23 protein-coding genes, 1 tRNA gene and 1 pseudogene are annotated in these 23,845 nt (G+C 67.2%); 8 read left to right on the top strand and 17 right to left on the bottom strand.

What is annotated here, in order from left to right:
- The first annotated feature begins 91 nt into the window (after positions 1-91).
- Together ACPXYO_RS02015 and ACPXYO_RS02020 are read left to right on the top strand one after the other, a co-directional pair.
- Positions 92-337 carry an antitoxin gene (locus ACPXYO_RS02015; protein WP_423916237.1) on the top strand — a complete coding sequence of 82 codons (246 nt, stop codon included), beginning with the start codon at positions 92-94 and terminating at the stop codon, positions 335-337.
- Positions 334-759 (top strand): type II toxin-antitoxin system VapC family toxin, encoded by a 426-nt coding sequence (locus ACPXYO_RS02020; protein ID WP_423916239.1) that lies wholly within the window; start codon positions 334-336, stop codon positions 757-759. Before ACPXYO_RS02015 ends, ACPXYO_RS02020 begins: the two co-directional genes overlap by 4 nt.
- Before the next feature lie 174 nt (positions 760-933).
- On the opposite strand, the pseudogene ACPXYO_RS02025 reads toward ACPXYO_RS02020, so the two are convergent.
- Together ACPXYO_RS02025 and ACPXYO_RS02030 are read right to left on the bottom strand one after the other, a co-directional pair.
- Positions 934-1,706, bottom strand: a pseudogene (locus ACPXYO_RS02025) (SDR family NAD(P)-dependent oxidoreductase).
- A gap of 65 nt (positions 1,707-1,771) precedes the next feature.
- Positions 1,772-2,800, bottom strand: a complete 1,029-nt coding sequence (locus ACPXYO_RS02030) for a TIGR03617 family F420-dependent LLM class oxidoreductase (protein ID WP_423916241.1) — start codon at positions 2,798-2,800, stop codon at positions 1,772-1,774.
- Between the two features lie 245 nt (positions 2,801-3,045).
- Here ACPXYO_RS02030 and ACPXYO_RS02035 point away from each other — a divergent pair, with 245 nt between their 5' ends.
- On the top strand, positions 3,046-4,677 hold the full coding sequence (locus tag ACPXYO_RS02035; RefSeq protein WP_423916243.1) for a class I adenylate-forming enzyme family protein: 1,632 nt from the start codon (positions 3,046-3,048) through the stop codon (positions 4,675-4,677).
- A 43-nt stretch (positions 4,678-4,720) separates the two neighbouring features.
- On the opposite strand, the gene ACPXYO_RS02040 is transcribed toward ACPXYO_RS02035, so the two are convergent.
- Complete coding sequence (locus ACPXYO_RS02040; protein ID WP_420622244.1) at positions 4,721-6,025, bottom strand: acyl-CoA dehydrogenase family protein; 1,305 nt, start codon at positions 6,023-6,025, stop codon at positions 4,721-4,723.
- 165 nt (positions 6,026-6,190) lie between these two features.
- On the opposite strand from ACPXYO_RS02040, the gene ACPXYO_RS02045 reads away from it, so the two are divergent.
- Positions 6,191-6,583 (top strand): DUF3499 family protein, encoded by a 393-nt coding sequence (locus ACPXYO_RS02045; protein ID WP_420622245.1) that lies wholly within the window; start codon positions 6,191-6,193, stop codon positions 6,581-6,583.
- Here the strand turns inward: ACPXYO_RS02045 and ACPXYO_RS02050 are convergent.
- The gene (locus ACPXYO_RS02050) at positions 6,580-6,840 is read right to left on the bottom strand and encodes a hypothetical protein (protein ID WP_420622246.1); all 261 of its coding nucleotides are present in this window, start codon (positions 6,838-6,840) and stop codon (positions 6,580-6,582) included. The genes ACPXYO_RS02045 and ACPXYO_RS02050 overlap by 4 nt on opposite strands.
- A gap of 37 nt (positions 6,841-6,877) precedes the next feature.
- On the opposite strand from ACPXYO_RS02050, the gene ACPXYO_RS02055 reads away from it, so the two are divergent.
- Positions 6,878-7,135: a hypothetical protein gene (locus ACPXYO_RS02055; protein WP_420622247.1), complete on the top strand. Its 258-nt coding sequence runs from the start codon at positions 6,878-6,880 to the stop codon at positions 7,133-7,135.
- 102 nt (positions 7,136-7,237) lie between these two features.
- Here the strand turns inward: ACPXYO_RS02055 and ACPXYO_RS02060 are convergent, their stop codons facing one another.
- From ACPXYO_RS02060 to ACPXYO_RS02090, 7 genes are all read right to left on the bottom strand, one after another.
- Complete coding sequence (locus ACPXYO_RS02060) at positions 7,238-7,504, bottom strand: cell division protein CrgA (protein WP_423916246.1); 267 nt, start codon at positions 7,502-7,504, stop codon at positions 7,238-7,240.
- Between the two features lie 76 nt (positions 7,505-7,580).
- Entirely contained in the window at positions 7,581-9,875 is a 2,295-nt protein-coding gene (gene pknB, locus ACPXYO_RS02065; protein WP_423916247.1) for a Stk1 family PASTA domain-containing Ser/Thr kinase, read from the bottom strand.
- Positions 9,876-9,938: 63 nt separating this feature from the next.
- Positions 9,939-11,210: a penicillin-binding transpeptidase domain-containing protein gene (locus tag ACPXYO_RS02070; RefSeq protein WP_423916249.1), complete on the bottom strand. Its 1,272-nt coding sequence runs from the start codon at positions 11,208-11,210 to the stop codon at positions 9,939-9,941.
- On the bottom strand, positions 11,207-12,667 hold the full coding sequence (locus ACPXYO_RS02075) for an FtsW/RodA/SpoVE family cell cycle protein (RefSeq protein WP_423916251.1): 1,461 nt from the start codon (positions 12,665-12,667) through the stop codon (positions 11,207-11,209). Before ACPXYO_RS02075 ends, ACPXYO_RS02070 begins: the two co-directional genes overlap by 4 nt.
- Positions 12,668-12,714: 47 nt before the next feature.
- A complete protein-coding gene (locus ACPXYO_RS02080) occupies positions 12,715-13,554 on the bottom strand; it encodes a PP2C family protein-serine/threonine phosphatase (RefSeq protein ID WP_423916253.1) in 840 nt (279 codons plus the stop codon).
- A 97-nt stretch (positions 13,555-13,651) separates the two neighbouring features.
- On the bottom strand, positions 13,652-14,119 hold the full coding sequence (locus tag ACPXYO_RS02085; RefSeq protein ID WP_419551382.1) for an FHA domain-containing protein: 468 nt from the start codon (positions 14,117-14,119) through the stop codon (positions 13,652-13,654).
- Complete coding sequence (locus ACPXYO_RS02090) at positions 14,119-14,397, bottom strand: FHA domain-containing protein (RefSeq protein WP_423916255.1); 279 nt, start codon at positions 14,395-14,397, stop codon at positions 14,119-14,121. The genes ACPXYO_RS02085 and ACPXYO_RS02090 overlap by 1 nt, the downstream gene beginning before the upstream one ends.
- Positions 14,398-14,447: 50 nt before the next feature.
- Here ACPXYO_RS02090 and ACPXYO_RS02095 point away from each other — a divergent pair.
- A tRNA-Leu gene (locus tag ACPXYO_RS02095) sits at positions 14,448-14,531 on the top strand.
- Positions 14,532-14,598: 67 nt separating this feature from the next.
- Here the strand turns inward: ACPXYO_RS02095 and ACPXYO_RS02100 are convergent.
- The 4 genes from ACPXYO_RS02100 to ACPXYO_RS02115 form a co-directional block, all read right to left on the bottom strand.
- Positions 14,599-15,081 (bottom strand): methylated-DNA--[protein]-cysteine S-methyltransferase, encoded by a 483-nt coding sequence (locus ACPXYO_RS02100; protein WP_423918631.1) that lies wholly within the window; start codon positions 15,079-15,081, stop codon positions 14,599-14,601.
- Positions 15,082-15,175: 94 nt separating this feature from the next.
- On the bottom strand, positions 15,176-16,732 hold the full coding sequence (locus ACPXYO_RS02105; protein WP_423916257.1) for an AlkA N-terminal domain-containing protein: 1,557 nt from the start codon (positions 16,730-16,732) through the stop codon (positions 15,176-15,178).
- A gap of 102 nt (positions 16,733-16,834) precedes the next feature.
- On the bottom strand, positions 16,835-18,262 hold the full coding sequence (locus ACPXYO_RS02110) for a DUF4349 domain-containing protein (protein WP_423916259.1): 1,428 nt from the start codon (positions 18,260-18,262) through the stop codon (positions 16,835-16,837).
- Between the two features lie 27 nt (positions 18,263-18,289).
- A complete protein-coding gene (locus ACPXYO_RS02115) occupies positions 18,290-19,462 on the bottom strand; it encodes an acyl-CoA dehydrogenase family protein (RefSeq protein ID WP_423916260.1) in 1,173 nt (390 codons plus the stop codon).
- A 147-nt stretch (positions 19,463-19,609) separates the two neighbouring features.
- Between ACPXYO_RS02115 and ACPXYO_RS02120 the strand changes: the two genes are divergently transcribed.
- On the top strand, positions 19,610-20,359 hold the full coding sequence (locus ACPXYO_RS02120; protein ID WP_423916262.1) for an MBL fold metallo-hydrolase: 750 nt from the start codon (positions 19,610-19,612) through the stop codon (positions 20,357-20,359).
- Positions 20,360-20,397: 38 nt separating this feature from the next.
- Positions 20,398-21,258: a sulfurtransferase gene (locus ACPXYO_RS02125; RefSeq protein ID WP_423916264.1), complete on the top strand. Its 861-nt coding sequence runs from the start codon at positions 20,398-20,400 to the stop codon at positions 21,256-21,258.
- A gap of 108 nt (positions 21,259-21,366) precedes the next feature.
- On the opposite strand, the gene ACPXYO_RS02130 is transcribed toward ACPXYO_RS02125, so the two are convergent.
- Together ACPXYO_RS02130 and ACPXYO_RS02135 are read right to left on the bottom strand one after the other, a co-directional pair.
- Positions 21,367-22,152, bottom strand: coding sequence for a nitroreductase family protein (locus tag ACPXYO_RS02130; RefSeq protein WP_423916266.1), 786 nt, complete (start codon positions 22,150-22,152; stop codon positions 21,367-21,369).
- Positions 22,149-23,822, bottom strand: a complete 1,674-nt coding sequence (locus tag ACPXYO_RS02135; protein WP_423916268.1) for a chloride channel protein — start codon at positions 23,820-23,822, stop codon at positions 22,149-22,151. Before ACPXYO_RS02135 ends, ACPXYO_RS02130 begins: the two co-directional genes overlap by 4 nt.
- Positions 23,823-23,845 lie beyond the last annotated feature (23 nt).

The raw sequence follows: 23,845 nt of genomic DNA on the forward strand, positions 1-23,845 counted from the left end.
GGCAGCTCAGCGAGCTCTTCGCAGCCTGGCCCAGTGCAAACATCTTGACATCACAATTGGAGAGCATCAAGATGTGCCTATGAGGACCACCTTGACGCTCGATGACGATGTGGCCGACGCCCTCCGTGAAGGCGCGCGCCGACTCGGGGTGCCTTTCAAACAGATCGTCAACGACACGCTTCGTCGCGGCCTGAGCCCTGCGCGCCGCCGCGCGAGGCTCGTCTACCAAGTACAGGCACACCAGAGCGGTTTCCGCGCCGGCATTGATCCCCTGCGTCTCAACCAGCTCAATGACGCTCTCGAAGCCGGCGCGATCGTCACTCAGGATTCCGAGTGATCATTCCCGATCTCAACCTTCTCATCTACGCGCACAGCGCGGGCACCCCGCTGCATGAACGCGCATGCCTGTGGTGGGAGAACCTGGTCAATGGCATCAACCGCGTCGGGATGCCGTGGATCGTCGTGACCGGGTTCGTCCGACTGCTGACGCATCCGAGCGTCCTTGTCGATCCCGCCACGCCTGAGGCGGCTGTGGACTACGTGGCACAGTGGTTCGAATTTCCCAATGTCTCGGTGCTGAACCCCGGTGCACAGCATCTTGAGATTTTCCGGAACGCTCTGGCCGCAGCGGGTGTCGGCGCCAACCTTGTCACCGATGCGCACATTGCCGCGCTGGCGATTGAGCATCAGGCCGAAGTCCATTCGAACGACGCCGACTTTGGCCGCTTCGAGGGACTTCGCTGGACCAATCCCTTGTGATCGGCTCCGAGGGCTTGGGTACGCTCCGGGGCCGTCGGGCTGTCGGTGACTCAGGGGCGATGTGCGAGGCGTACGAGTACTGGATCCGAGTGACGGCCGGGCAGGTGCGTGAGCCACGGCCGCCATCGGCACTCAGACAGCGCTCGTCAACGCCGTCCAGTTAGGCCCGTCTAGCTAGGCCATCGTCAGGCCGCCGCTGACCGACAGCGTCTGGCCGGTGATGAACCCGGCCTCCTCGCTGCACAGGTAGATGACGGCCGAAGCCACCTCGTGCGGCTGGCCGATGCGCTTCATCGGCACCGCTCGGGCCATTGCGCCGATGATCTTGTCGCTCGTGTCGGTGGCCGAGGCGATCTCTTCCAACAGCGGCGTGTCGGTCGGCCCGGGGCACACCACGTTCGCGGTAATGCCGCGGCGCGCCACCTCGCGGGCAATGGTCTTCGTGAAGGCGATGACGCCGCCCTTGGCACCGGCATAGACGGCCTCGCCCGACGAGCCCACCCGTCCGGCGTCGGATCCGATGTTCACGATCCGGCCGAAGCCCGCCTCGATCATGGCGGCAGGCATCCATGCGTCGTCCGCAGCGGACCCTTGTAGTTGATCTCGATGATGCGGTCCCAGAACGCCTCGTCGGTCGTTCCGAACGGCTTCAGCTCGTCCCAGCCGGCGCAGTTCACGAGGACCTCGACCGGGCCGAGCTCGTCGGCCACCGCCAGCAGTCCCTGTGCCACCGAATCAGAATCAGCGACGTCCATCGCCACGGCAATTGCTCTGTTCGATTCGTCGCCGCCATGGCGACCGCTGCCGCTCTCGGCGTTGATCGCCGCGGCTGTGTCGGTGGCCTCGGGCACCCGCAGGTCGGCTACGGCAACCCGTCGCCCGGCGCGGGCCAATCCCAGGCAGATCTCCCGCCCGATGCCCCGGCCGCCGCCGGTCACCAGAGCCACCCGGTCCACGTTGCCATCGTCAGTCACGTCATCTCCTGTCGCCAAACGCTGCGTTGTAGGTGCGTTCAGGAGCGTGTGGCCTGCGCCACAGCGCCCCACTTGTGAACCATGTCGGGGTCCTTGCGGATCTGCTCCTCGGCCAAGTACATGACCACCCGGGCCGCAGTGCCGCGGTACCGGTCTTTCAGCCGGTCGCCCATCTCGTTCCACGGTGCGACCAGGGCGAAGTGCTCCAGCATGTCGTCGGTGATGACCTCGGCCATGCCGGCGATGTCGCCCGTGCGCATCAGGTCGCGCAGCTTCTTGGTGACGCCCTCGTACCCCAGATCGGTGAACTGGAACGAGTAGTTCGGCGTGGTGCCGTAGAAGGCGATCTGCGTCTTGGCACGCCGGATCAGCGGTGCCAGCTCTTCGGTCGAGTTGCCCGGCGCGGCAAAGACCGGAACGATCAGGTCGATCTCCGTGACATCACGGCCGGCCCGCTCGGCGCCCTGGGCCACCTCGGGCAGCAGCCGTTCGCGGATGTAGTGCATCGTGTGCATCGGGTGGACATGCACCCCGTCGGCGACTTCGCCCGCCACCCGGTTCATGATCGGCCCCACCGACGAGATGTCGACCTTGACGTCGCCGTAGTCGTGGCTGCGTGGCATCCATTGGGCCGGCAGCAGGCTGAGGTTGAAGAACTCGCCCTCGTGGCTGAGCTTCTCGTCCCGCCGGAACGCCCGCAGGCACGCCCTCACTGCCAGCACGTAGTCGCGCATGCGCGCCGCAGGGCGATCGAATTCCGACGAATAACGCCGTACCACGTGGCCCTTGACCTGGCTGCCAAGCCCCAGCCGGAAACGGCCGCGGGTCTCACCGGCCAGCTCCCAGGCGAGCTGGGCCGACACCATCGGGCTGCGTGGGAACGCAACCGCGATGCCCGTGGTGAAGGTCAGGCTCGGGGCTGCCATGGCGGCCGCGGCGAGCTGCATCCACGGCACCTGCCCGGTCTCGGTGTACAGCATTCCCGAGAAACCGGCGCCCTCGACCGCTTGCGCCAACTCGGCGGCCTCACCCCACGTTGAGGACCCCGTCATCAGGTCGAATTCCACGGCGGCACCACTCCTTCGGGCTGCAGGTGGCTCGGCCCACCAGTGCCCACGAACGCACGAACCCGCTCAACGTACCGCCCGCCCGCCCGCCCGCTGCGCCGCCGAGACCCCCAGACCCGGGCTGCTGATCCCTGCGATCACGTGACCGAGCCGGCGTAGGCCGCAGCAACCGACATCAGGACCACGGAGTGATCACCTAGCCGTCCCTTCCGCAGCCGAATGACGTCGTGACCTACGCTGCGGCGATGGCTGAGGGTGCGAAATACGACTGGTTGCTGCTGGGCGACGCCGTCGACCATGCGGCCCGCATGTGGGGGGACCGCCCGGCGGCGGTCTTCGGTTCGCAGTGCTGGGACTACACCGACTTCGCCGCCGAGGTGGACCGGGCGGCCAAGGGGCTGATGGCGCTGGGCGCGCAGCGAGGCGACCACGTGGCCGTCTGGATGACCAACCTGCCCGAGTGGCTGTGGCTCCAGTACGCGATCCCCAAAGTGGGGTGTTGCATCGTGCCGTTGAACACCCGCTACCGCACCGACGATGTCGCCTACACGGTGGCGCAGTCGCAGAGCCGGTTCATGATCTCGATCGACCGGTCGGGGCCGATCGACTACCGCGAGATGCTCTGCGAGGCCTACCCCGGGATCGTTGAGGCAGGGCACCTGGAGCGACTCGTGTTCACCGGAGAGCCCCGCGATGACAGCCTTGCGGACACTCTGAGCTGGGGCGACCTGCTGGTCGCCGGCGAGAGCGTTTCCGACGCCGAGCTGGCCGAACGGGCCGCCAGCGTGACCGTCGACGACCGCATGATGCTGGCGTACACCTCGGGCACGACAGGGCACCCCAAGGGCGTCGTGCACACCCACCGCCCCCTCCGCAACAGCCGAGAGCGAGCCATGTTGCTGGGCCACACGGCCAACGACATTCACATGAGCTACCTGCCGCTGTTCCACCTGTTCGGCTTCGGCGAGGTGTCGATCCAAGCGGTGCTCTCCGGTGGCTGCCAGGTGCTGTTCGACATCTTCGACCCTGCGGCGGTCCTGGCAGAAGTCGAGTCACGCGGCGGCACGGTCATGCACGGGTTCGACTCGCACTGGGGCGACCTGCTGCGGGCTCAGGAAGAGCAACCCCGCGACGTGTCCAGCCTGCGGATGGGAACGCTGGCTGCAGGCATGGAGTCGTCCACCCCCGTAGCCCGCCGGGCACAAGAAGTGTTCTGCCCGACCATCTCGGGCTGGGGCATGAGCGAGTCGTGGGCGTTCGTGAGCTGCAGCCACCCCACCCACAGCGTCGAGCAGCGCACCGAGGCCTCGGGCTACCCGATGGACGGCATCGAGTTCCAGATCCGCGACCCCGACACCGGCGACGAATGCCCGCCCGACGTTCCTGGGGCGCTGTTCGTCCGGGGCTACACGGTGATGGAGGAGTACTGGCGCCGCCCCGAAGCCACCGCCGAAGTGCTCGACGACGACGGCTGGCTCGACACCGGCGACATCGCCCGGATGCGGCCCGACGGCCACGCGGTCTTCATCGGCCGCCACAAGGACATGCTGAAAGTGGGCGGCGAGAACGTCTCACCCGCCGAAGTCGAGGGCTACTTGCTTGACGTCGAGGGCGTCGAACAGATCGCCGTCGTCGGCTACCCCGATCCCCGCCTCGTCGAGGTGCCGGTGGCCTTCGTGCAACGCACCGCCGCAGCCCCGACTGACCTCACTGAGGATGCCCTCCTCGAACGCTGCCGCGGCCGCATAGCCAGCTTCAAGATCCCGCGCCACGTCGTGTTCGTGGACGAGATGCCCACCACGCCCTCGGGCAAGATCCGAAAAGTAGAACTCCGCGACTGGGCGCTGCGAGACCTCGGCGACCCCGCCCACGCCTAAGACCCCTCATGGCCCCGGGCGAACGTCCGGAAACGTGTGGCGGCTACGGCCCCGAGAACGCCATGGCGGGCTGGCGCGGCCCGTCCAGCGTGTGCTCGGCAGCGAGACCCATGGACCGCTCTGACTCGCGAGTACGCACTTCGGCGCGGGCCACCATGTGGTGATGCACCTCGTCGGGACCATCAGCCAAACGCAACGTGCGCTGCCTATGCCACATTTCCGCCAGCGGGAACCACTGCGACACGCCAGCGGCGCCGTGCATCTGGATGGCCTCGTTGATGATGTCGCAGCACTTCTCGGGCACCATCGCCTTGACGGCGCTCACCCAGACTCGTGCTTCGGCATTGCCCAGGGTGTCCATGGCTTTCGCGGCACGCAGCACCATGAGGCGCATCGCCTCCACTTCGATGCGCGACCGCGAAACGATTTCCATGTTCTTGCCGAGGTTGATGAGCTTCTTCCCGAAGCCCTCGCGGCTCATGCCCCGGTCAACCATCATCTCGATGGCCTTCTCGGCAGCACCGATGGAGCGCATGCAGTGATGGATGCGTCCCGGGCCGAGCCGCAGCTGGCTGATCTCGAAGCCCCGGCCCTCACCGAGCAGCACGTTGTCTCTCGGCACGCGCACGTCGTTGAACAGGATGTGCATGTGCCCATGCGGAGCGTCGTCGGCGCCGAACACATGCATGGGCCCCAGAATCTCGACACCCGGTGTGTCGATCGGCACGAGGATCTGCGACTGCTGCTTGTAGGTGTCCGCATCGGGGTTGGTGCGGACCATGGTGATCATGATCTTGCAGCGCGGGTCGCCCGCCCCTGAGATGTAGAACTTCTCGCCGTTGATGAGCCACTCTTCGCCGTCGAGCACAGCATTGGTCTGCACCTGCTTGGCGTCCGAGCTCATCACGGCCGGCTCGGTCATGGCATATGCAGAGCGGATCTTGCCCTCGAGCAGCGGTTCAAGCCACTGCTGTTTCTGTTCGGCGGTGCCGACACGCTCCAGCACTTCCATGTTGCCGGTGTCAGGCGCGGAGCAGTTCAGGCACTCCGAGGCCAGCCGGTTCTTGCCGAGCTCGTTGGCGATGTAGGCGTAATCGAGGTTGCTGAGGCCCTGGCCGGTCTCGGCGTCGGGCAGGAAGAAGTTCCACAGGTCCTGCTCGCGTGCCTTGGTCTTGGCAACTTCCAGCAGTTCGAGCTGCCCGTCCCCCCAGCTCCAGCGCTCTTCACGGTTCTCGCCGAGGCGATGGAACTCTTCGGTGATGGGATCGACCTCGTCGCGGATGAACGTCTTCACGGCTTCATACAGCGGCTCGACCCCAGTCGACATCCGCAGGTCGAAATCGTCCATGCTCGCTGACTTCAATGCTCCGCCAACCACAGCAGCTCCCCTCGTGTGCTTGCCAGCTGCGTGCCTGCTCCTGGCGCAGAGAACCCTACCGAGATCGCATGTTCGGCACCGGATCGACGTCCCTATCCCCGACCCGTTGGGGGAGCGCCGGTACCTTGAAATGCCATGTTGCAGTGTGTTCGAGGGATGTGCACCGAGACGGCCACCGCGGGGCTGGGCTACGAGGTGCCCCAGACAAGAGCGTGGCTCTACGACCTCGATGCCGCCACGATCGCTGGCACGTCTCGCCAGCGCGACGTCATCGTCCCGCTGTGCCGGGCCCATGCGGACCGGATCAAAGTTCCGGTCGGTTGGGAGTTCGTGGATCGTCGGGCACCCGAGCCCGAACCGGTCATGGAGCGATCCAGCCCAAGCGCAAGAACCCCCGAGAGCGCTGCCGCCTCGCCGCTCTTCGAGCCCCGGTCACGCCCCGAACCGGTTGAAATGCCCGAGCCCGAGCCGGCGCCGGCCCCGGCATCACTGCTCGAACGAGCCTTCCGAGCCGCCCCCACCCGCTAGAGCAGGCTCGCTCCCCGCGCTGCGGTGAGCACGAGCCGGCCATGGTGATTCAGAGTCGCCCGGTAGCGCACCCCTTCGGCGTCGACCAGCACCAGTTCGTTGCCCTCGCTGGCAACCTGCAGCTCGATGCCGAGTTCCGCCGACAGCTCGGCCCGGCTGGCCTCGAGCGCAGCACGCATGGCGCTGCGGCGCTGCGCCTCGTAGAGGTCCATGTCGTACTCGACAAAGTCCCCAGGCTCAGTCCCACTAGGCCGCATAGGGACACTTTCGCATAAGCGCCAGTAGCTTGACAGCGTGAGCCTGTGGGTGGCTGTGCCGCTGTCGCTGGTGTTCATCTACATCGTGTACCGGCTCGGCTTGCGGATGATGGCGACGTTCTCACGGCCGATCCCGCCGCCGCCCCCGCCGGGGGAGCTGCGCCGTGTGCGGCTCACCTTCCGATGCAGCCTATGCGGCACCGAGATGCGCATGACTCGCGCCCCGGTGCAGAACCCGGATCCGCCTCGCTGCTGCAGCGAGGAAATGGATCTCATTGCCAACGCGGACGAGTAGCGCCCCAGTTCACAGGTTTTCCACAAACTGGGGAAAGTCACATCGATGTAATTCACCGTCTTGCGGCCTTGGCGCCTTGGCGACAGACCTGACGGCAGTCGATCAGCGCCAGCGCGTCGCGAGCAGGATGCCCACCAGGACGATGCCAAGGCCGACGGCGATCCACGCGCTCGTGGGGCTGCCGGGCAACCAGCTGAGGTAGTTCGCCACGATCACCGCCGTGCCAGCCCCGAGCAGCGCCACGATCAGCCAGCCAAACCACGAGCCGCTCGGTTCGCCATGGCTGCTCGCGCTGTGCTGCTGGGCGGGCGCGTTCTGAGGTCGCGTTCCCTTGGGAGTGATGCGGCTGGTCTTGCGTGGCCGGGCCATGGCCGATCAACCTAGTGGTCTGTCTGGGAGAACATGGAGAGGTGTACTGCCTGCCAGCGGCGCGGCCGAGCCGTGACTATGAGTCGTTTGAGTCACCGTTCGGCAATTGCTCGTCATTGTCGGGCGACACTTCGGGCGCACTGATCGTCGCTTCCCCAACTACAAGCGTCACCGTGTCGAAGTGAATCTTGATGTCGGTGCCCGAGGCGGGTTCGAATGCGATGACCTGACCGTCAGCCGGGTCGCCTTGGGTGACCGGCTGCGTTCGCTGATCGACGGTGAAACCTAACTCGGCCATGGCGGCGGCCACCTTGTCGGGCTCGAATGTTCCGATCGCCTGCAAGCTCGGCACGACGGCAATGACCGGCGGCTTCGCCAGAAACATGATGATCTCAGATCCGGCGATCTGTCGGGTTCCGGGCATGGGGTCGAGTTCCTGAACAATCATTGGATTCACGTCAGGGTTCTCGCTCTCGCGTTCCGCTCGCCGCACTCGGAACCCGAGTGTCTCGAGCGCCGCTTGAACGGCACTCACATCGGTGGTGCCCAACTCGTCCAGCGACGGCACGACCAGTTCTTCAGGTCCAGCGGAGACGACAAGCGTGATGACGCTGCCCCGTTCCACCGACTGGACGGCTTCGGGACTGCTGCGGATGACGATCCCCTCGCTGAACTCGGTGGAGAACTCCCGCTCGACCCGGTCGACGAGCCCCAGGCGGGCCAATGTGATCCTGGCGTCGTCGATCGTCTGCCCGATCAGGCGCGGCACCTCCACCTCGCCCCGGCCTGCTGAAACCGTCAGCGTCACGATCGTGCCTGCCGGGCGCTGTTCGGTGCTCGGAATGCTCTGCTCGGTCACGAGACCGATTGCCAGGTTGTCGTTGCGCACGTCGATGCGCTCGACGCTGAAGCCGGCCGCCACCAGCAGCGCCTCAGCCTCTTCGTACGTTCGCCCGACCACATTGGGCAACAGGACCAGGGTGCGCGGCGCGGCGACGAACAGGGTGATCGGGTTGTCGGGATCGTTCGGCTCTGCGAGCAGCAGCCCAGCGCGGGGGTTCTGCTGGAAGACGACGTTCTCGTCGACGTCGTCGCGTTCGGAGAACTCGATGCTGACGTGATCGAAGCCGACGTCGGCGAGCTCGCGCTCGGCCTCGGCGAAATGCAGGCCCACCACGTTGGGCACTCGCAACCGCACGTCGGAAGTGCGCTCGGGCTCGGTCACGACTCCCGATTCGCCCCGGTCGTTGACCAGCAGGAACACCAGCCCTGCGATGACCAGCAGCAACACGACGAGCAGCGTGATCCACATCGGCGTGCGGTCCGGCGGCTCGACGGCGCTGGGCGGCGGGCCCTGCGGGTACTGCGGCGGATACTGCGTGTGGCCGTAAGGGGGAGCAGGCGGGGGAGCGGGCGGCTGCGGGTAGGCGGGCGGTGCGCCCTGAGCGGACGCGGGTGCTTGTTGTGCCGCCGCCGGCGTGGCGGCCGGCACCACAGGGAAATATGCCGTGACATCGACCGCTGAGGCATGAGTCGGCTGGCCTGCCCGGAACCGCAGCAGGTCGTTGCGCATCTCGGCGGCTGAGCCGTAGCGGGCATCGGGATCCTTGGCGAGCCCGCGCAGGCAGATGGCTTCGAGCTCGTGGGGAACGTCGGCGTTGTAGCGCGACGGCGGGACCGGAACCTCCTGCACGTGCTTGTAGGCGATGGCCACCGGACTGTCGCCGGTGAACGGCGGCCCCGCCGCGAGCACCTCATAGAGCACGACGGCCAGCGAGTACACGTCGCTGCGCGGGTCCGCGTCCTGCCCCTGGGCCTGCTCGGGCGACAGGTACGTGGCTGTGCCCATCACCGAACCGGTGCGTGTCAGGTCGTCAGAACTGCCGCCGAGCGCCCGTGCGATGCCAAAGTCGGCCACTTTGACCTGGCCGGACTGGGTGATCATGACGTTGCCCGGTTTGATGTCGCGGTGCACGACGCCGTTGCTGTGAGCGAACGCCAGCGCCGCGGCAATGTCAATGGTGATGTCGGCGGCGCGATCGGGGTGCAGCGGACCCTCACTGCGGATGACCTCAGCCAGGCTCCGTCCCTCGACGTACTCCATCACGATGAAGTAGGTGCCCTCGTGGTTGCCCCAGTCGTACACGCCGACCACGTTCGGCTGGCTCAGGTTCGCTGCGGCTTGGGCCTCGCGCCGGAACCGCTCGACAAACGACGAATCGGTCGCGAACTCGGGGAACAGCACCTTGACGGCGACAGGCCGATCGAGCAGGCGGTCGCGGCCCAGGAACACCTCGGACATCCCGCCCCGGGCGATACGGCTGAACAGCTCGTAGCGGCCGCCGAAGATTGGATTGTCGGTGTCTGCCATGGGCACAGGGCATTTGCTGCCAGGTCGGGCCGTCGCGCCGGCGGTGTGACTGCAGGGTTCGGGCTACGGGCCGTCTTCGAATGAGGTCGGGACTGCCCGCAGCGCTAGGGCGGCTTCCGCTGCGGTCGCAGCGATCATCGTTGCCAAGGTACCGCCGGCCTGCGGGTCGCCCACGTCAAGACCGGTGTCGGGTTCGATGAGCACCGCGACGGCGACCGTGGGTGCATCGGCTGGGGCGAGCAGCACCGCCCAACTGCCGGTTCGTTCGCGGTCGCTGTTTGGATCAAGCAGTTGGCCGGTCGCGACCGCTGCGGGAAGCTCGACGCCATCGGTCGGTGCGAGGCTGATCGAAGCGACCTGCGCCTGTGCTGCCATGTGCGCCAGCAGCCCAGCCGCATCAGCGATCTCGAAGATGCGACCGGCGTCGCGTGGCGTTGTCTGTGCGGATGCATCCGGGGTGGGCGGCTCGCCCTCGCCCGAGCGGGAGGCCGAGCGCGCATCAACACGGTGCACCAAGTAGGGGCGCATCCTCACCCCGTCATTGGCGATCGCAGCAGCGGCCAGGGCCAGCTGCAGCGGTGTCAGAGGTACACCTTCGCCGAAGACGGCGCCGTCGGGTTCGCCGGGCAGATCGATGCCTGTCAAACCCAGCTGCCGGCGCGCCCCGCGCAGCAATTCGTCCCCGGTCGCATCGAGCGCGGCGTCGGCGATGAGGGCGTAGTGGCGTTGGTAGGCGCGTGCCACCGGCTGCGAGGCACTGGCTGTAGCCGCATCGGGTGCCAGCACGACTTGCGCGTTGGGGTCGAAACTGGGACGCGACCACATCGCCACAATGGCGCCGGTCGCGGGGTCCACGACAACGATGGCGCCGTCACGGTCCCCGAGCGCGGCGCGGGCGGTGAGCTGCACACCGTGGCGCACCGTCAAGATCACGTCGCCGACTCGACCGCTGTCGGCGAACAGGTCGGCCAGTTGTGTCACGGCGACATCAAGGGCGCTTCCTGACAGCTCGGCATCCCAGCTGCGCTCGAGACCGCTAGCGCCCGCAGCGGGTGAGAGGTAGCCCGCGATGTGGGCGTAGAGCGAGCCGTGCGGGTAGGAGCGCACCTGCAGCGCGCCGGAGTCGTCTGGGCCGATGCCGGGCGCGATCGTCTCGCCGTCCGCGCTGATGATCGCACCGCGCGCCGAACCGATGGCGGCCGCCGCTGCACGTGTGTTGAGTTCGTGACGGCGCAGCTCGTCGGCGCCCAGGAAGCCGATGTTGGTGAGCTGCACCAGGAGCACAGCGAAACTCACTGCAAGCGCGACGGCCAACCGTGTGATGCGCCGGTTCACGGGTCACCCAGTGGAAGCTGTTGAGGCTCGCCTTGGGAGGGATCGCTCGCGGGTCGGCGTCTGCGACGCGCTGGCTTGGCGATGGCAGCACGGAGTTCGCCCGTCGGAGCGTCCCCCGCCGCTGAGTCGTCGTCCAGACGGCGGGGCATACGGAGTTGCGTCGGCTCGGACGCCCTCGGCGCGCTCTGCTCGAGTCGCAAGCTGCCGCTGACATCCGAAATTGCCAGGAGCATCGCGACGGCGATGCAGTTGCCGACCAGTGCCACAGGTCCATGGGCCACGAACGGCAGGGCGCCGACGGTGTGCGGGAGCAGCCGCAACACCCCTGCGATGGTGGCAAGCGCCTGCAGCCCGATCACGGCGGTCGCCGTGGCAGCGAGCAGGCGATGGGTGTTCCGTGCCCGCTGGGCGATTCCAGCGCCGACCCCGATGAGCAGCATGAACGCAGCCAGCAGCGCTGCGCCGCCCAGAATGCCGAGTTCCTCGGTGATGACGGCGAAGACGAAATCGCTGTGTACCGCCGCGATCCGTTGCGGAGCGCCGAGGCCGGGGCCCACGCCGCTGATCCCGCCGGCGCTGATCGCGAACGCCGCCTCGACAGTGGATGCCACCTCGCCCACGGTCCACGGGTCCTGCCAGTGGCGCATCTGTGCGGACAGCCAGTCGTACACAGAGGCGAGCACGATGACGCCGACTCCGTAGGTGGCGATCACGCCGCCGAGTGCGCGCGTGCGCGTCGACCGGGCGACCGTCGGCAGCTCGCTGCCGACGAGATCGTCGCCGTCAAGCCACAGCGGCAACCATGCCGCTGCGAAGATCAACACCGACGACGAGAGGTCGCCTTGGGCGAGGAGCAGCGTCCACGCTCCGACCGCAGCGACGATTGCGCCCACGGCATGGCGGTGAGGCACCAAGCGAGCCGGCAGCCACCGCGGGGCGGTGACCGTGAGCCCGCAGGCCGCCAGGATCACGCCGAGTTTGGCCACGCCGTATGGCTGCACGTTGAGCGATCCGAGACTCAGCCACTGCCGGGCCGGGTCGTAGGCGCCGCCGGACACATCGATCCCGCTGGCGAAGCTGCCGAGCCCAGCCAGCACTGCGGCGATGAGACCGCAGGCGCCTGGGTGTTGCATGAACCAGTCGAGGCGCGCCATGGCGACCAAGGTCCCCACGAGGGCCGCGAACCCCGCCAGCACCGCGAACGTGTGGCCCTGTGCCAGTGCCGGATCGATCCGGACCACGAAAACCCAACCGATGCCGATGAGCAAACCGACGACGCCGAAGAGAATCTCATTGCTGTTCGGAGCCCATCGCCTGATCGCGACACGCGTCGCCGCGGCGCCGAGGAGGACGATTCCCAGCCAGACAGCCGTGTCCCACAGCGATCCCATGTCGCCGTTGCGCGACACTCCGATGCCGGCGACCGCGAAGGCAGCACAGACCACCACACTCGCCATTGCTGCGAGCGCAGACTCGGTGCGGCGTCGCGCGCGCAGCGGTGGCCTCAGCGTGAGCGAGAACGCCGCCAGCCGCGCCGTTTGGGCGTGCTTTCGGTGCTGTCGCCCGTCCGTGTGACTTCGGCGTCGGGAGCGGTCGTGGCGATCTCGATCCCTTCGATGTCGACGTCCACCACCAGCGCCGTGGAGTTGTCGCGTCCCCCGCAGTCGTTGGCCTGACGCACAAGCGCGCGTGCCACGTCTGATGGATGCTCATCGGAATCCAGCAGCTCGGCGATTTCGTCTTCGTCCAGTTCGTTGGTGACGCCGTCGGTGCACAGCAGGAAGCGGTCGTTGCCGGTGAGGTCGAGGATCCAGTCGTCGATCAGCACCTCTGGCTCCACGCCGATGGCTCGAGTGAGCGTGTTGCGCCGGGGATGGTCGGTGGCCTGTTCGACCGTGAGATCGCCGGCCCGGATCATCTCGGCAACGAAGTTGTGGTCGACGGTCAGCTGGGAGAGCTCGCCCCCTTGGAAGCGGTAGACACGTGAATCACCGACGTTGACCAAGCACCACACCCGGCTGTCGTCGCTTTGCACCACGGCGATGGCACACAACGTGGTGCCCATGCCTGCGAGATCTGGATGGGCTGTCGAGCGATGGTGCACGACTTGGTTGGCGTGGCGGACGGCCGCCAGCAGCTCCGGTGGTGTTGAAGGGGAGTTGGCTGCAACGGTCTTCACTGCGAGGCTGGATGCGACGCTGCCGCCGAGGTGGCCGCCCATTCCGTCGGCCACCACGAACAGACCGATGTCGGCGTACATGGCGTCTTGGTTCTCGGCTCGGCGCAGGCCCCGGTCGGACGCTCCGCCCCAGCGGATGCGCATCTGGCGGGCGGGGGCACTCATAGCGGACCAGTCTCGCGGCTTTGCCGGGCAGCGGTACAGCCGAGTGCAGCGCACGCAGGGCGCGGCCAGTCCGCGATGTGGGCGCAGCGGAGTTCTGTCATGCGCTGACCTCGAAGACGGTGGAGCCCACTTGCACGTAGTCGCCGATGCGCACAACGGTGGCGTTGGCGACCTTCTGGCGATTCAGGTAGGTCCCGTTCGTCGATCCCAGGTCCTCCAGCAGGTGCTGGGCGCCGTTGCGGTACAGGCGGGCATGAGACTGCGATGAGTAGCTGTCGGAGATGATCACGTCACACTCGGCACTGCGCCCGATGGTCAGCGTGTCGGCCAGCAGGTGCCGTTCGCCCTGGGCGCTCAACGGCGAGCGCACGACGAGCGCCACTGGCTGCGGGGCGGCGTTGCCGTTGGGGGGCCCGTCGCCTCGCAACGCAAGCAGCGATCTCCAGCTGAGGTGATTGCGGGGTGTCGCCACACCGGCCCACACCGCGCGCATGACCCGGAAGAAGAACAGGTAGAGCAGGACAAGCACGCCCAGCGCGAGCAGCCGCACCAGCTGCTCGGACATCAGCTCAGCTCCAGCCGCAGTTCGTGGGTGCCGATCGTGACGACATCACCGTGCGCGAGACGTTCGCTGGTCATCTCGATCCCGTTCAGCAACGTCCCATTGACACTGGCCAGGTCCACCAGGAGCAGACGATCTGCGTCCTGGCATATCTGAGCGTGTCGTCGTGAGACCTTTGGGCCGTCAAGCACGATGTCGCAGTCGTCGCGCCGCCCGATGACGGTCGAATGCCCCAGTTCGTGGCACTGTCCGTCGCTTCCGACCAAGCTGGCGCCAACCACGACGGCCCAGTGTAGGAGCGCAGGTTCGCGGGCTAGCCTGATCGCCCCACGCGCGAGTGGCGGAATTGGCAGACGCGCAGGCTTCAGGTGCCTGTGCCCGCAAGGGTGTGAGGGTTCAAGTCCCTCCTCGCGCACTGCGGCGACGACGTGGTGGCAGCTGTTGCGGGGTGTGGTCAGCGGACTGCTGTTCAGCCGATCTGTTCAGTCGAGTGCGCCCTCGTGTTCGAGTAATTGCGTCTTGAGGTCGAGGCCGCCACCGAAGCCCACGAGCGAGCCGTTGGCGCCGATGACCCGGTGGCACGGCAGCACGATCGGCACCGGGTTGCGGCCGTTCGCCTGGCCCACGGCCCGCACGGCCTTCGGCCTGCCGATCAGCGACGCCTGCTCGCCGTAACTGCGGGTGCTGCCGTAGGGGATGTCACCGAGCGCCCGCCACGCCGCCACTTGAAACCGAGTACCCCGCAAGTCGAGCGGCAGATCGAAGCTGGTGCGCTTCCCGTCGAAGTACTCATCGAGCTGCTGCGCGGCCTGGTGCAGGATCGGGTGGTCGGGATCTTCGACCATGTTGTCTGGCAGCTTGACGGAGGTCTCGTCGCCCCGCCACGACACCGCGCGCAACCCCTGTTCGGTTGCCACCAAGCCCAACGGTCCGATCGGGCTGTCGATGGTCGTGTGCCAGTGCATGTCTGCGCTGCCGGCTGCCGCGTCGACGGTGTCGGTGTTGCTAGGGCGGGAATGCGATGGGTTCATGAGGGTCCTTCCTGGGTCCGGACTGAGGTCAGCGAGGGGTCGGGCCGGGCTGGGTTGGACCGGACCCCGCAGCGGCGTGCCAGAGATGCTGTGCGGCCCACGCACGGTAGGGGCGCCAGCGTTCTGCCAGCGAGTCGATTTCCCGTGGTTGCATCGGGTGACCCACCAGGCGTTCTATCGCCCGGCGCAGGCCCAGGTCGGAGGCGGGGAATGCGTCGTCGTGGCCGAACACCCGCATCCCGATGAGATGCGCGGTCCAGGGCCCGATGCCGGGCAGTTCGCAGAGCTGGGCCACGGTGGTTTCGAGCGTGTCGGTGGCGCTCAGATCCACGTCGCCGCTGGCGACTGCACGGGAGATGCCGACAATGGTGTCGATTCGTCGCTGGGTGAACCCCAGCCCCGCGAACCCTGCCGGTCCGGCATCAGCGAGCTTCGCTGCGTCCGGGAAGAGGTGAGTCAGTGGCACCGAAACGTCTTCGCCGTGCTCGATGCGCGCAGGTGAACCTGCGCAGCATTCCAATAGCGCATCAATCGGTGTGCCGAAGCGCTGGGCGATCCGGCCGCACAACGTGGACGCCGCGGCGAGCGAGATCTGCTGCCCGACGACGATGCGGATGGCGGTCTCGAAGCGGTCCCACGAGCGCGGCACGCGCAAGCCCGGTGCGCCCCGGACAAGCGGCCCGATGAGCGGGTCGTCGGCGAGCGCAGCTGCAGCCGGCGAAGGATTGGTGTCGGTGCCCAACAGTGCCCGGCAGCGGCTCACGGCGTCGATGATTGAATCGTACGTCGGCAGGTGGAGCCGCAGCTGCAGCTGTTCGCCGTTGCCTGGCACGGCCGCCATGGGGGCGGCGTTTGTTGGCACGGCCGCCATGGGGGCGGCGTTTGTTGGCACGGCCACCTCGACGATGCCGGCATGCCCGTACGCGCTGAAGCTGCGGACATAAACGGCTGAGCCGTCAGCACCGGTAACGGCCTCGACGCCCGGTATGGCTCTGGAGGCCTGGTGCGAGATGAACGCCTCGAAGTCGAATGGCGCCAGGTACGGCAATGCGAGCACGAGGCCGCCGTCGAGGCGAGGCCGTTCGCCTCGGCGCCGCTTCGACCGCAACTCCGTAGGGGTGAAACAGAACACCGAGGTAATGGCCCTGTGCAGCTGGCGCGGCCCGCCGAAGCCCGCAGCACGGGCGATCTCGGCGAACGTCAGATCGGTGTCGTCGATCAGGCAGCGGGCGAAGTGCGCCCTGCGCGACCGGGCGATGGTTGTGGGAGTCGCGCCGACATGGTGCTCGAACAGTCGCCGCAGTTGACGGGTGCTGTAGCCGACGTGGGCCGCCAATGCTTCTTCGTCGTGGTGATCGAGAAAGCCGTCGTTGATGCGCAGCAGTGCCGCTCCGACCGGCGTGGGCACGTCCAGATCGGCCAGTGAGCCGGCGCGGCGTTCTGGATGGCAACGCAGGCATGGACGGAAGCCAGCCACCTCGGCGGCCACCGGGTTGGAGTAGTGCGTCACGTTGTGCGGCAGTGGCTGTGCCGAGCAGTCTGCCCGGCAGTAGATGCCCGTGGTGAGAACGGCTTCTACCTGCATGCAGCGAGTCTGGCCCGTGACGATCGGACATAAACGGACATCACGAAGGACGTCCGAATTTGTCCGATAGCGGTCTCGGCCGTTGACGGTTCCTGCGAAGGATCAGGCCTCGTCGGAGTTGCTTGTCGTGACAGCTCGGCGGGCTCGACGGCGACGCAGCCACCACCACGCCACCCAGAGCGCGATCGCGATGACCGGCAGGAACGGCAGCAGAGCGCCGATGATCAGCAGGACGCCGTTGCCCACGGCCACGAGCGCATCCCAACCGCCGCTCAGTGCATCGCCGAAGCCCGGTGGCGAGTCGTCCTCGGTAATCAAGAGCTGGAGCGTGTGGCTGCGAGCCAGGCGCGGCCCCTCTTGACCGCTGTCGGTCACGGGCACGGCGCTCAGCCGGACATCAACCGAGAGGCCCCGGGTGGCCACCCGCCCGGCAATGCGGCCGTCTTCGACCGTTTCGTGCAGCGTGGCGACGGCGCGTTCGCCGGGTTCGATCCTCTCGAGGTTCATGCCTTCGGGAACCGTCAGGTCGTCGTTTCCGAACCGCAGCGCATTCGAGCTGAGGGTCACCTCGGTGAGGGTGGTCTCGCCGTCGTTCTCCAGCTCGATGCAGAAGCTCACCTCGCCCTCGGGCGGTGCGACGAGGTCGGTGAATCCCAGGCAGGGGTCGTCGTCGCCGGAGGTCAGCCAGGCACGCAGAATCACCGACGTCGGCGGCACCGCCTCGACCGACTCGGTGATCATCAGCGTGATCGTGGCCAGGTCGACTCGGTCTCGCAACGAGCGCAGCTGGCCTCGGAGCCGCTCCAGGTTCGTCTCCCGCTGGGCGAGTTCGCGTTCCAGCTCGGCCACGCCTTCCACATCGGTGGCACGGCTGAGGAATTCACGAAGCCGCTCGACGCTGGTCTCGGCGGTGGAGATGCGACTGGTGAGGTCGACGACGATGTCGGTGACGTCTTCGGCCCTGACGCTCTGTTCCACGAGTTCGCCGACGTTCGACAGGCGCTCCAGCGCCACCGAGAACTGTTCGGGCCGGACCTTGAACGTCAGCGTGGTGTGGGCCCGACCCTGGGTGTAGGTCTCCTGGCCGAACGTGAGACCGCCCAGTCCTTGAATGATCGAGGTGGCCTGCGCAGCCGCGGCGGCCACGTCGGCAGCTTCGACCGAGATCCAGGCCGTGTAGATGATGTCGCGGCCCAGATCGGCGGGTACAACCGGCGGTGCCCCCGCCAAGGAGTCTGAGCCCGAATCTTCTTGGGCAGCTCCAACGAGCGAGGCGGGAGTGGACTCTTCGGCCGTTTCCTCCTCCATGGCCATTTCCTCCACGGCCATCTCATCATCGGCCATGTCCAATGCACCGTCGGTGTCCGCAGAGACCGCGAACTGCTGCTCGGTGTAGGCGTCCTCACTGTCATCGCTGCCGCCGACGCACGCTGCCGTCAGAAGCACCAGCACAAGTGCTGCTGACAGCGGTCGCAGCAGGGCGCCCCGGTGCCGTTGGGATCGGGATGGTCGGTGCGTTGCGGCGGTCATGGCGTGCTCCCTATGTCAGCGTTGGTATCAGCGGAAGGCTGGGATGTTGGTGATCTGCTGGCCGAGGATCAGTCCGTGGATCTCCTCGGTGCCCTCGTAGGTCATGACCGATTCCATGTTCGCCGCGTGGCGCATCGGCGCATATTCGGTGGAGACCCCGTTGGCGCCCATCATCGCCCGGGCCGTGCGGGCCACATCAATGGCCACTCGGCAGTTGTGCCGCTTCGCCATCGAGATGTGATGCGGTCGCAGCCGGCGCTGTTCCTTCAGCTGCCCGAGCCGCATTGCCTGCAGGTTGGCGTTGGTGATCGACGTGAGCATGTCGGCGAACTTGATCTGGCTGATCTGGAAGCTGGCCAGCGGCTTGCCGAATTGGGGACGTTCGAGCTGGTAGTCCAGCGCCGCCTCGTAGCAGCAGCGGGCCACGCCCACGGCCCCGAAGGCAATGCCGAAACGGGCTTCTGACAGGCAGCTCAGCGGCGCGCCGATGCTCAGCGCATCTCCCAGCCGCATCGACTCGGGCACCTCGACGTCGTCCATGTAGAACTCGCCGGTCACCGAGGCCCGCAGCGAGAGCTTGTTCTGGATCTTGCGGGCCTCAAAGCCGGGCGAGTCGGTGGGCACGAGGAAGCCCCGGAAGCCGTCGTCGGTGTTGGCCCACACAATGGCGAGGTCGGCCAGCCCGGCGTTGGTGATCCACCGCTTGGACCCGTTGAGGATCCAGGTGTCGCCGCTGCGCACCGCCCGAGTGGTCATCGAGACCGGGTCGGAGCCGTGGTCGGGCTCGGTCAGCCCGAAGCAGCCGATGATCTCGCCGGCGGCCATACGCGGCAGCCACGCCTCCTTTTGCTCGGTCGAGCCGTAACGCCAGATGGGGAACATGCACAGCGACCCCTGCACCGACACGAAACTGCGCAGCCCGCTGTCGCCCGCTTCCAACTCCCGGCAGGCCACGCCGTACGCCATGGCCGAGGCGCCCGCACAGCCGTAACCGTCGAGGTGCATGCCGAGCAGGCCCATGTCGGCGATCGTCGGGATCAGCTCCATGGGGAAGGTGCCCGCCTCGAAGTGGTCGCCCACGATCGGATCCCACTCCTTGGCCACGAAGGTGGCGACGGTGTCGCGAATCATGGCCTCCTCGTCGGTGAGGAACTCGTCCATTTCGTAGAAGTCCGACAGCGGGGCAGGCGTTTGACTCATGGGCGAATACTGCCGCGCTGGCGGCAGGCGGGCCAGCCAGCCGCCCGGATCGTCGCCGAACAGACACGCATCCGACATCGGGCAACTCTCGGTGCGATGCCCGTCGCCGCAGACGATTCGTGGCCTGCCGCAGTACTGTGCGCTGCTATGTCCGAGGACTCGCAGGTGACGCCGCCGCCCGCCGAGAGCAGGCTCTATTTCCGCCAGCTGCTGTCGGGTCAGGATTTCGCCGTCAGCGACCCGATCGCCCGCCAGATGGTGAATTTCTCCTACCTGATCGGTGATCGGGAGACCCGCGAGGCCGTCGTGGTGGACCCGGCCTACGCCGTGGATGACCTGCTCGACATGCTCGCCGAAGACGACATGGAGCTCACCGGTGTGCTGGCCACGCACTTCCACGCTGACCACGTCGGTGGGAACATGATGGGCTACAGCATCGAAGGCGTGGCCCAACTGCTGGAGCGCCAGGGCACCAAGATCCACTTGCAGGCGCCCGAGGCCGAACTGGTGCGCAAGACCACGGGCATCTCGGTGAATGACATGGAGCTGCACGCGCCGGGCGACGTCGTGTCGGTGGGAGCCATCGACATCGAGCTGCTGCACACGCCTGGGCATACGCCCGGCAGCCAGTGCTTCTTGGTGGCAGGGGCGCTCGTTGCCGGCGACACGCTGTTCCTCGACGGCTGCGGCCGCATGGACTTGCCCGGCAGCGACCCCGCTGCGATGTATCGCTCGCTGCACGACACGCTCGCCAAGGTGCCCGATGAGACCGTGCTGTTTCCCGGGCACCGGTACTCGCACGAGCCCAGCGCCACGATGGGTCAGACACGCCAGATGAACTACGTCTTCAAGCCGCGCAGCGAGGCGCAGTGGCTGATGATGTTCGGGCAGGGCTGACGTGATGTGTTCTGCGCCGAAGGTGTGATGGTGGCGCAGTGGCTGATGATGTTCGGGCAGGGCTGATGGCTGGGTTTGCTGCGCCGCTGCCGCCCATTGTCGATGCGTCCCAGATTGCAGGCCGCGATGACGTCGTGCTGTGCGATGTGCGCTGGTATCTCGATGGCCGCTCAGGGCTCGACGCCTACCTGGAGGGCCACATTGCCGGAGCGATTTGGGTGGACCTGAACGCTCACCTGTCGGCGCACGGTGCGCCAGAACATGGCCGCCATCCGCTGCCGAGTGCGCAGAGCTTCGCTGACTCGCTCGGCGAGCTTGGCATCGGCCCCGATAACCCGGTTGTGGCGTACGACGATCAGAACGGGGTGCCCGCCAGCCGGCTCGTGTGGATGCTGCGCGTGCTCGGCCACGACGCAGTGTTGCTCAACGGCGGTCTGCAGGCGTGGCCCGGACCCACGGCAACCGAGCCGAGCCATCGTGCGCCGGTGACGTGCCCGGTGCGCGACTGGCCCGATGGCGCGTTCGTTGACATCGACGCAGCAGCGGCAGCCGGTACCGGCACCAGCAGCGTTCTCATCGATGCCCGCGGTGCAGACCGCTACCGCGGCGAGACCGAACCGATCGACGCCCGGCCTGGGCACATCCCCGGCGCGGCCAACGTGCCGTTCGCCGACAACTTCGACGCTGGCGGCTTCTTTGCTGACTTGGCGACGCTGCGGGCCCGCTACGAATCCGAAGGCGTCGCGGACGCCGACGAGACGATCATGTATTGCGGATCGGGTGTCAGTGCCTGTACGAACGCGCTCGCCATGGAGCACAGCGGTCTGGGCAGCCCGAGGGTCTACATCGGGTCGTGGTCGCAGTGGAGCCACACCGACCGCCCCGCAGCGACTTCCTGAACCGCCTGGCTTTCCCGCCGCGACTGCTGCCAGGATCGCTCTGCCTCATCTGTGTGCAAGAAAGCCGCCTCAGTCGGCATTTTTGCGCACAGAATGGGCGCCGCCGCCTCAGACCGGTGAGCCGGGCGGCGGACCTGCCGAAGTGAAGCGGGTGTCGGGCGGGTCGACGGCCCACGGCGCATCCTGCTCCCAGCGGTCCTCGTAGACGAGTTCGCGCAGCGGGCGTCGCCGCACCGGGCCGTGGCGTCCAGCGGGCCGGCCGAGCGGGATGGTCACGTGGATCGCCACGCCCTCGGGAATGCCGAGCAGCTCGCACAGTTCGTCTTCGACCGCGCGGTGCCAGCCGGTGATGACGCCGCCGTAGCCCAGCGCCCGTGCCGCCAGCATGAGGTTCTGCACGGCGGGATACACCGATGCGCCCTCGGCGTAGGTGGGTTTCCGGTAGCGCACCAGGCACGCCAGGATCACCACTGGCGTCTCCTCGAAGTGGTCGACGAAGTGCTGCATGGTTCGGGCCATGCGGGCCTTGGGCGAGTTGTCGGCGGCGCCGGAGCCTTCCGTGTAGCCGTCGCCGGAGCGCTTCGAGTTCCAGCCTTCCCGGAAGCACCGGCCCAGCAGTGCTTTCGCTTGACGCGCAACCGGGCCGTCGCGCAGCACGACGAAGCGAAACATCTGCCGGTTGGAGCCGCTGGGTGCTCGGCTCGCGTGCCACATGATTGATGCCAGGTCTTCGTCGGGGATCGGGTCGGGCAGGTAGCGACGGATGGAGCGGGTGGTCGCCAGACCTTCCAGCAGCCCGATCGGCCCAGGCTCAGCCCCGGATTCAGCCCCAGTGTCGGACCCGGATTCGGACCCAGTGTTAGCCCCAGTGTCAGACTCAGCTTCACTCGTCATCTGCCGCCCTGTGTCTCGTTGAGGAAGTCCACCAGCTTGACGATGGCATTCTCGGTGACAACGCCCGCGATCCGTCCACCGCTGTCGATGACGGGGTACAGCTCGATCTCCGCATCAGCCATCGCTTCGGTGACCTCACGCAGGGTCCACGACGGGCGTGCCGGCTCGATGTCGGTCGTCATCACCTCGCCGCACGTGACCGACATCCAGTCATTGCGATCCACATGGCGGGAATCGCTGAGCCGGATAACACCGAGGAAGTTCCGTTCGGGCCCCACCACGACGGCTTCGAGCTGCTTGCGAGGCAGCGCGATGCCCCACACGAAATCAGAGAGCGGGGCGTCGGCACTCACCGTGGGCACATCGGTTGACATCGCTGAATTGACCGGCATCTCCAGGCGACGCTCCAGGTGCCCGGTGCGGCTGTCCCGCTGGTACTGCGAAACCGAGGAGTTGCCGATGAGCACCTGCGACACGGCCACCGCCACCAAGGCGGGCACGACAAATGCCGGAGCACCCGTCGACTCAGCCACGAACATCACCGCTGCCAGCGGGGTGCGGTAGCCCGCCGCCAGGAAGGCGGCCACGCCAATAAAGGGGAAGAACGCCAGCGATTCAGGCCCCAGCTCAATCCAGCCGCCGACCAGGCGCCCGACGATCAACCCGAACACGGCCAGCGGGATGAACACGCCGCCCACGCCGCCCGATGCGAGCACCGTCGATGTGGCCATCACGCGCACCGCCAGCAGTGCCCCGAGCAGCACCAGCGATTGTTCGGGATCGAGCGACCAGCTCACCAGCTGACCCTCGGCGGTCGGGCCCAGCGACAGCGGCGCCTCGAACAGGAACTCGCAGAGCACGGCGAGGCCCACCAGGATCCCGCCGCCGCACAATGCCACCAGCCACCAGGGCCGGTCGGACTCTTGAATCCGCTTGGCGGCTCCCAGAATTCGGCAGAACGCTGACGCTGCAAGCCCGCACAGGGCGCCCACGACGGCTGCTCCCAGCAGTTCCTGGCGGCCGAATCCGACTCTCACCATTTCGGTGCTGATTTCGAATGGGCGGTCGTCGAAGCCGGTGACCAGCACGTACACGACGTAGCTGGAGGCGCTCGAGAGCAGTGCGGGAAGCAGGGCCCGGCGGCCCAGGTCACTTTTGTAGGGCGCTTCGAGGGCGAACAGCACTCCGGTGGCGGGCGCTTGGAAGATGGCGCTGACGCCAGCCGCAGCGCCGGCCACCAGCAGTGCGTAGCCCTCCCGGTTGCGGAACAGACGCCGGGCGACACGCTGTATAGCGCTCCCCGTCGTGGCACCCGCATAGATCGACGGGCCTTCAAGCCCGACTGCGCCTCCGGACCCGATTGTGACGATGCCGGCTGCCAGCCGGAAAGGCAGGTCGCGGAACCGCATCGGGTAGGTGCGGTCGTGGAAGGCCCGGATGTACTCCTCCGAGGTGGACGGCGAGAGTCGGCGACCGGCATCGGCCCAGCGCAGCATCAGCACCGCAGCCCACAGTCCGAGCGCCGGCGCCAGCACTCGCTGCCACGGCGGCAGGTTCAGCACCCGTTCGAGCAGCACCTTCTCGCTCAGCACGGCAACGGCGGCCACGATCAGGCCGGTGACGACGCCGACGGCGATGTACGCCGCAAAGCGGAGCAGCCGGTTTCTCATGCCGGTGCATGTCTACAAGGATC

The sequence above is a fragment of the Candidatus Poriferisodalis sp. genome (assembly GCF_965237655.1).
GTDB lineage: Bacteria > Actinomycetota > Acidimicrobiia > Acidimicrobiales > Poriferisodalaceae > Poriferisodalis.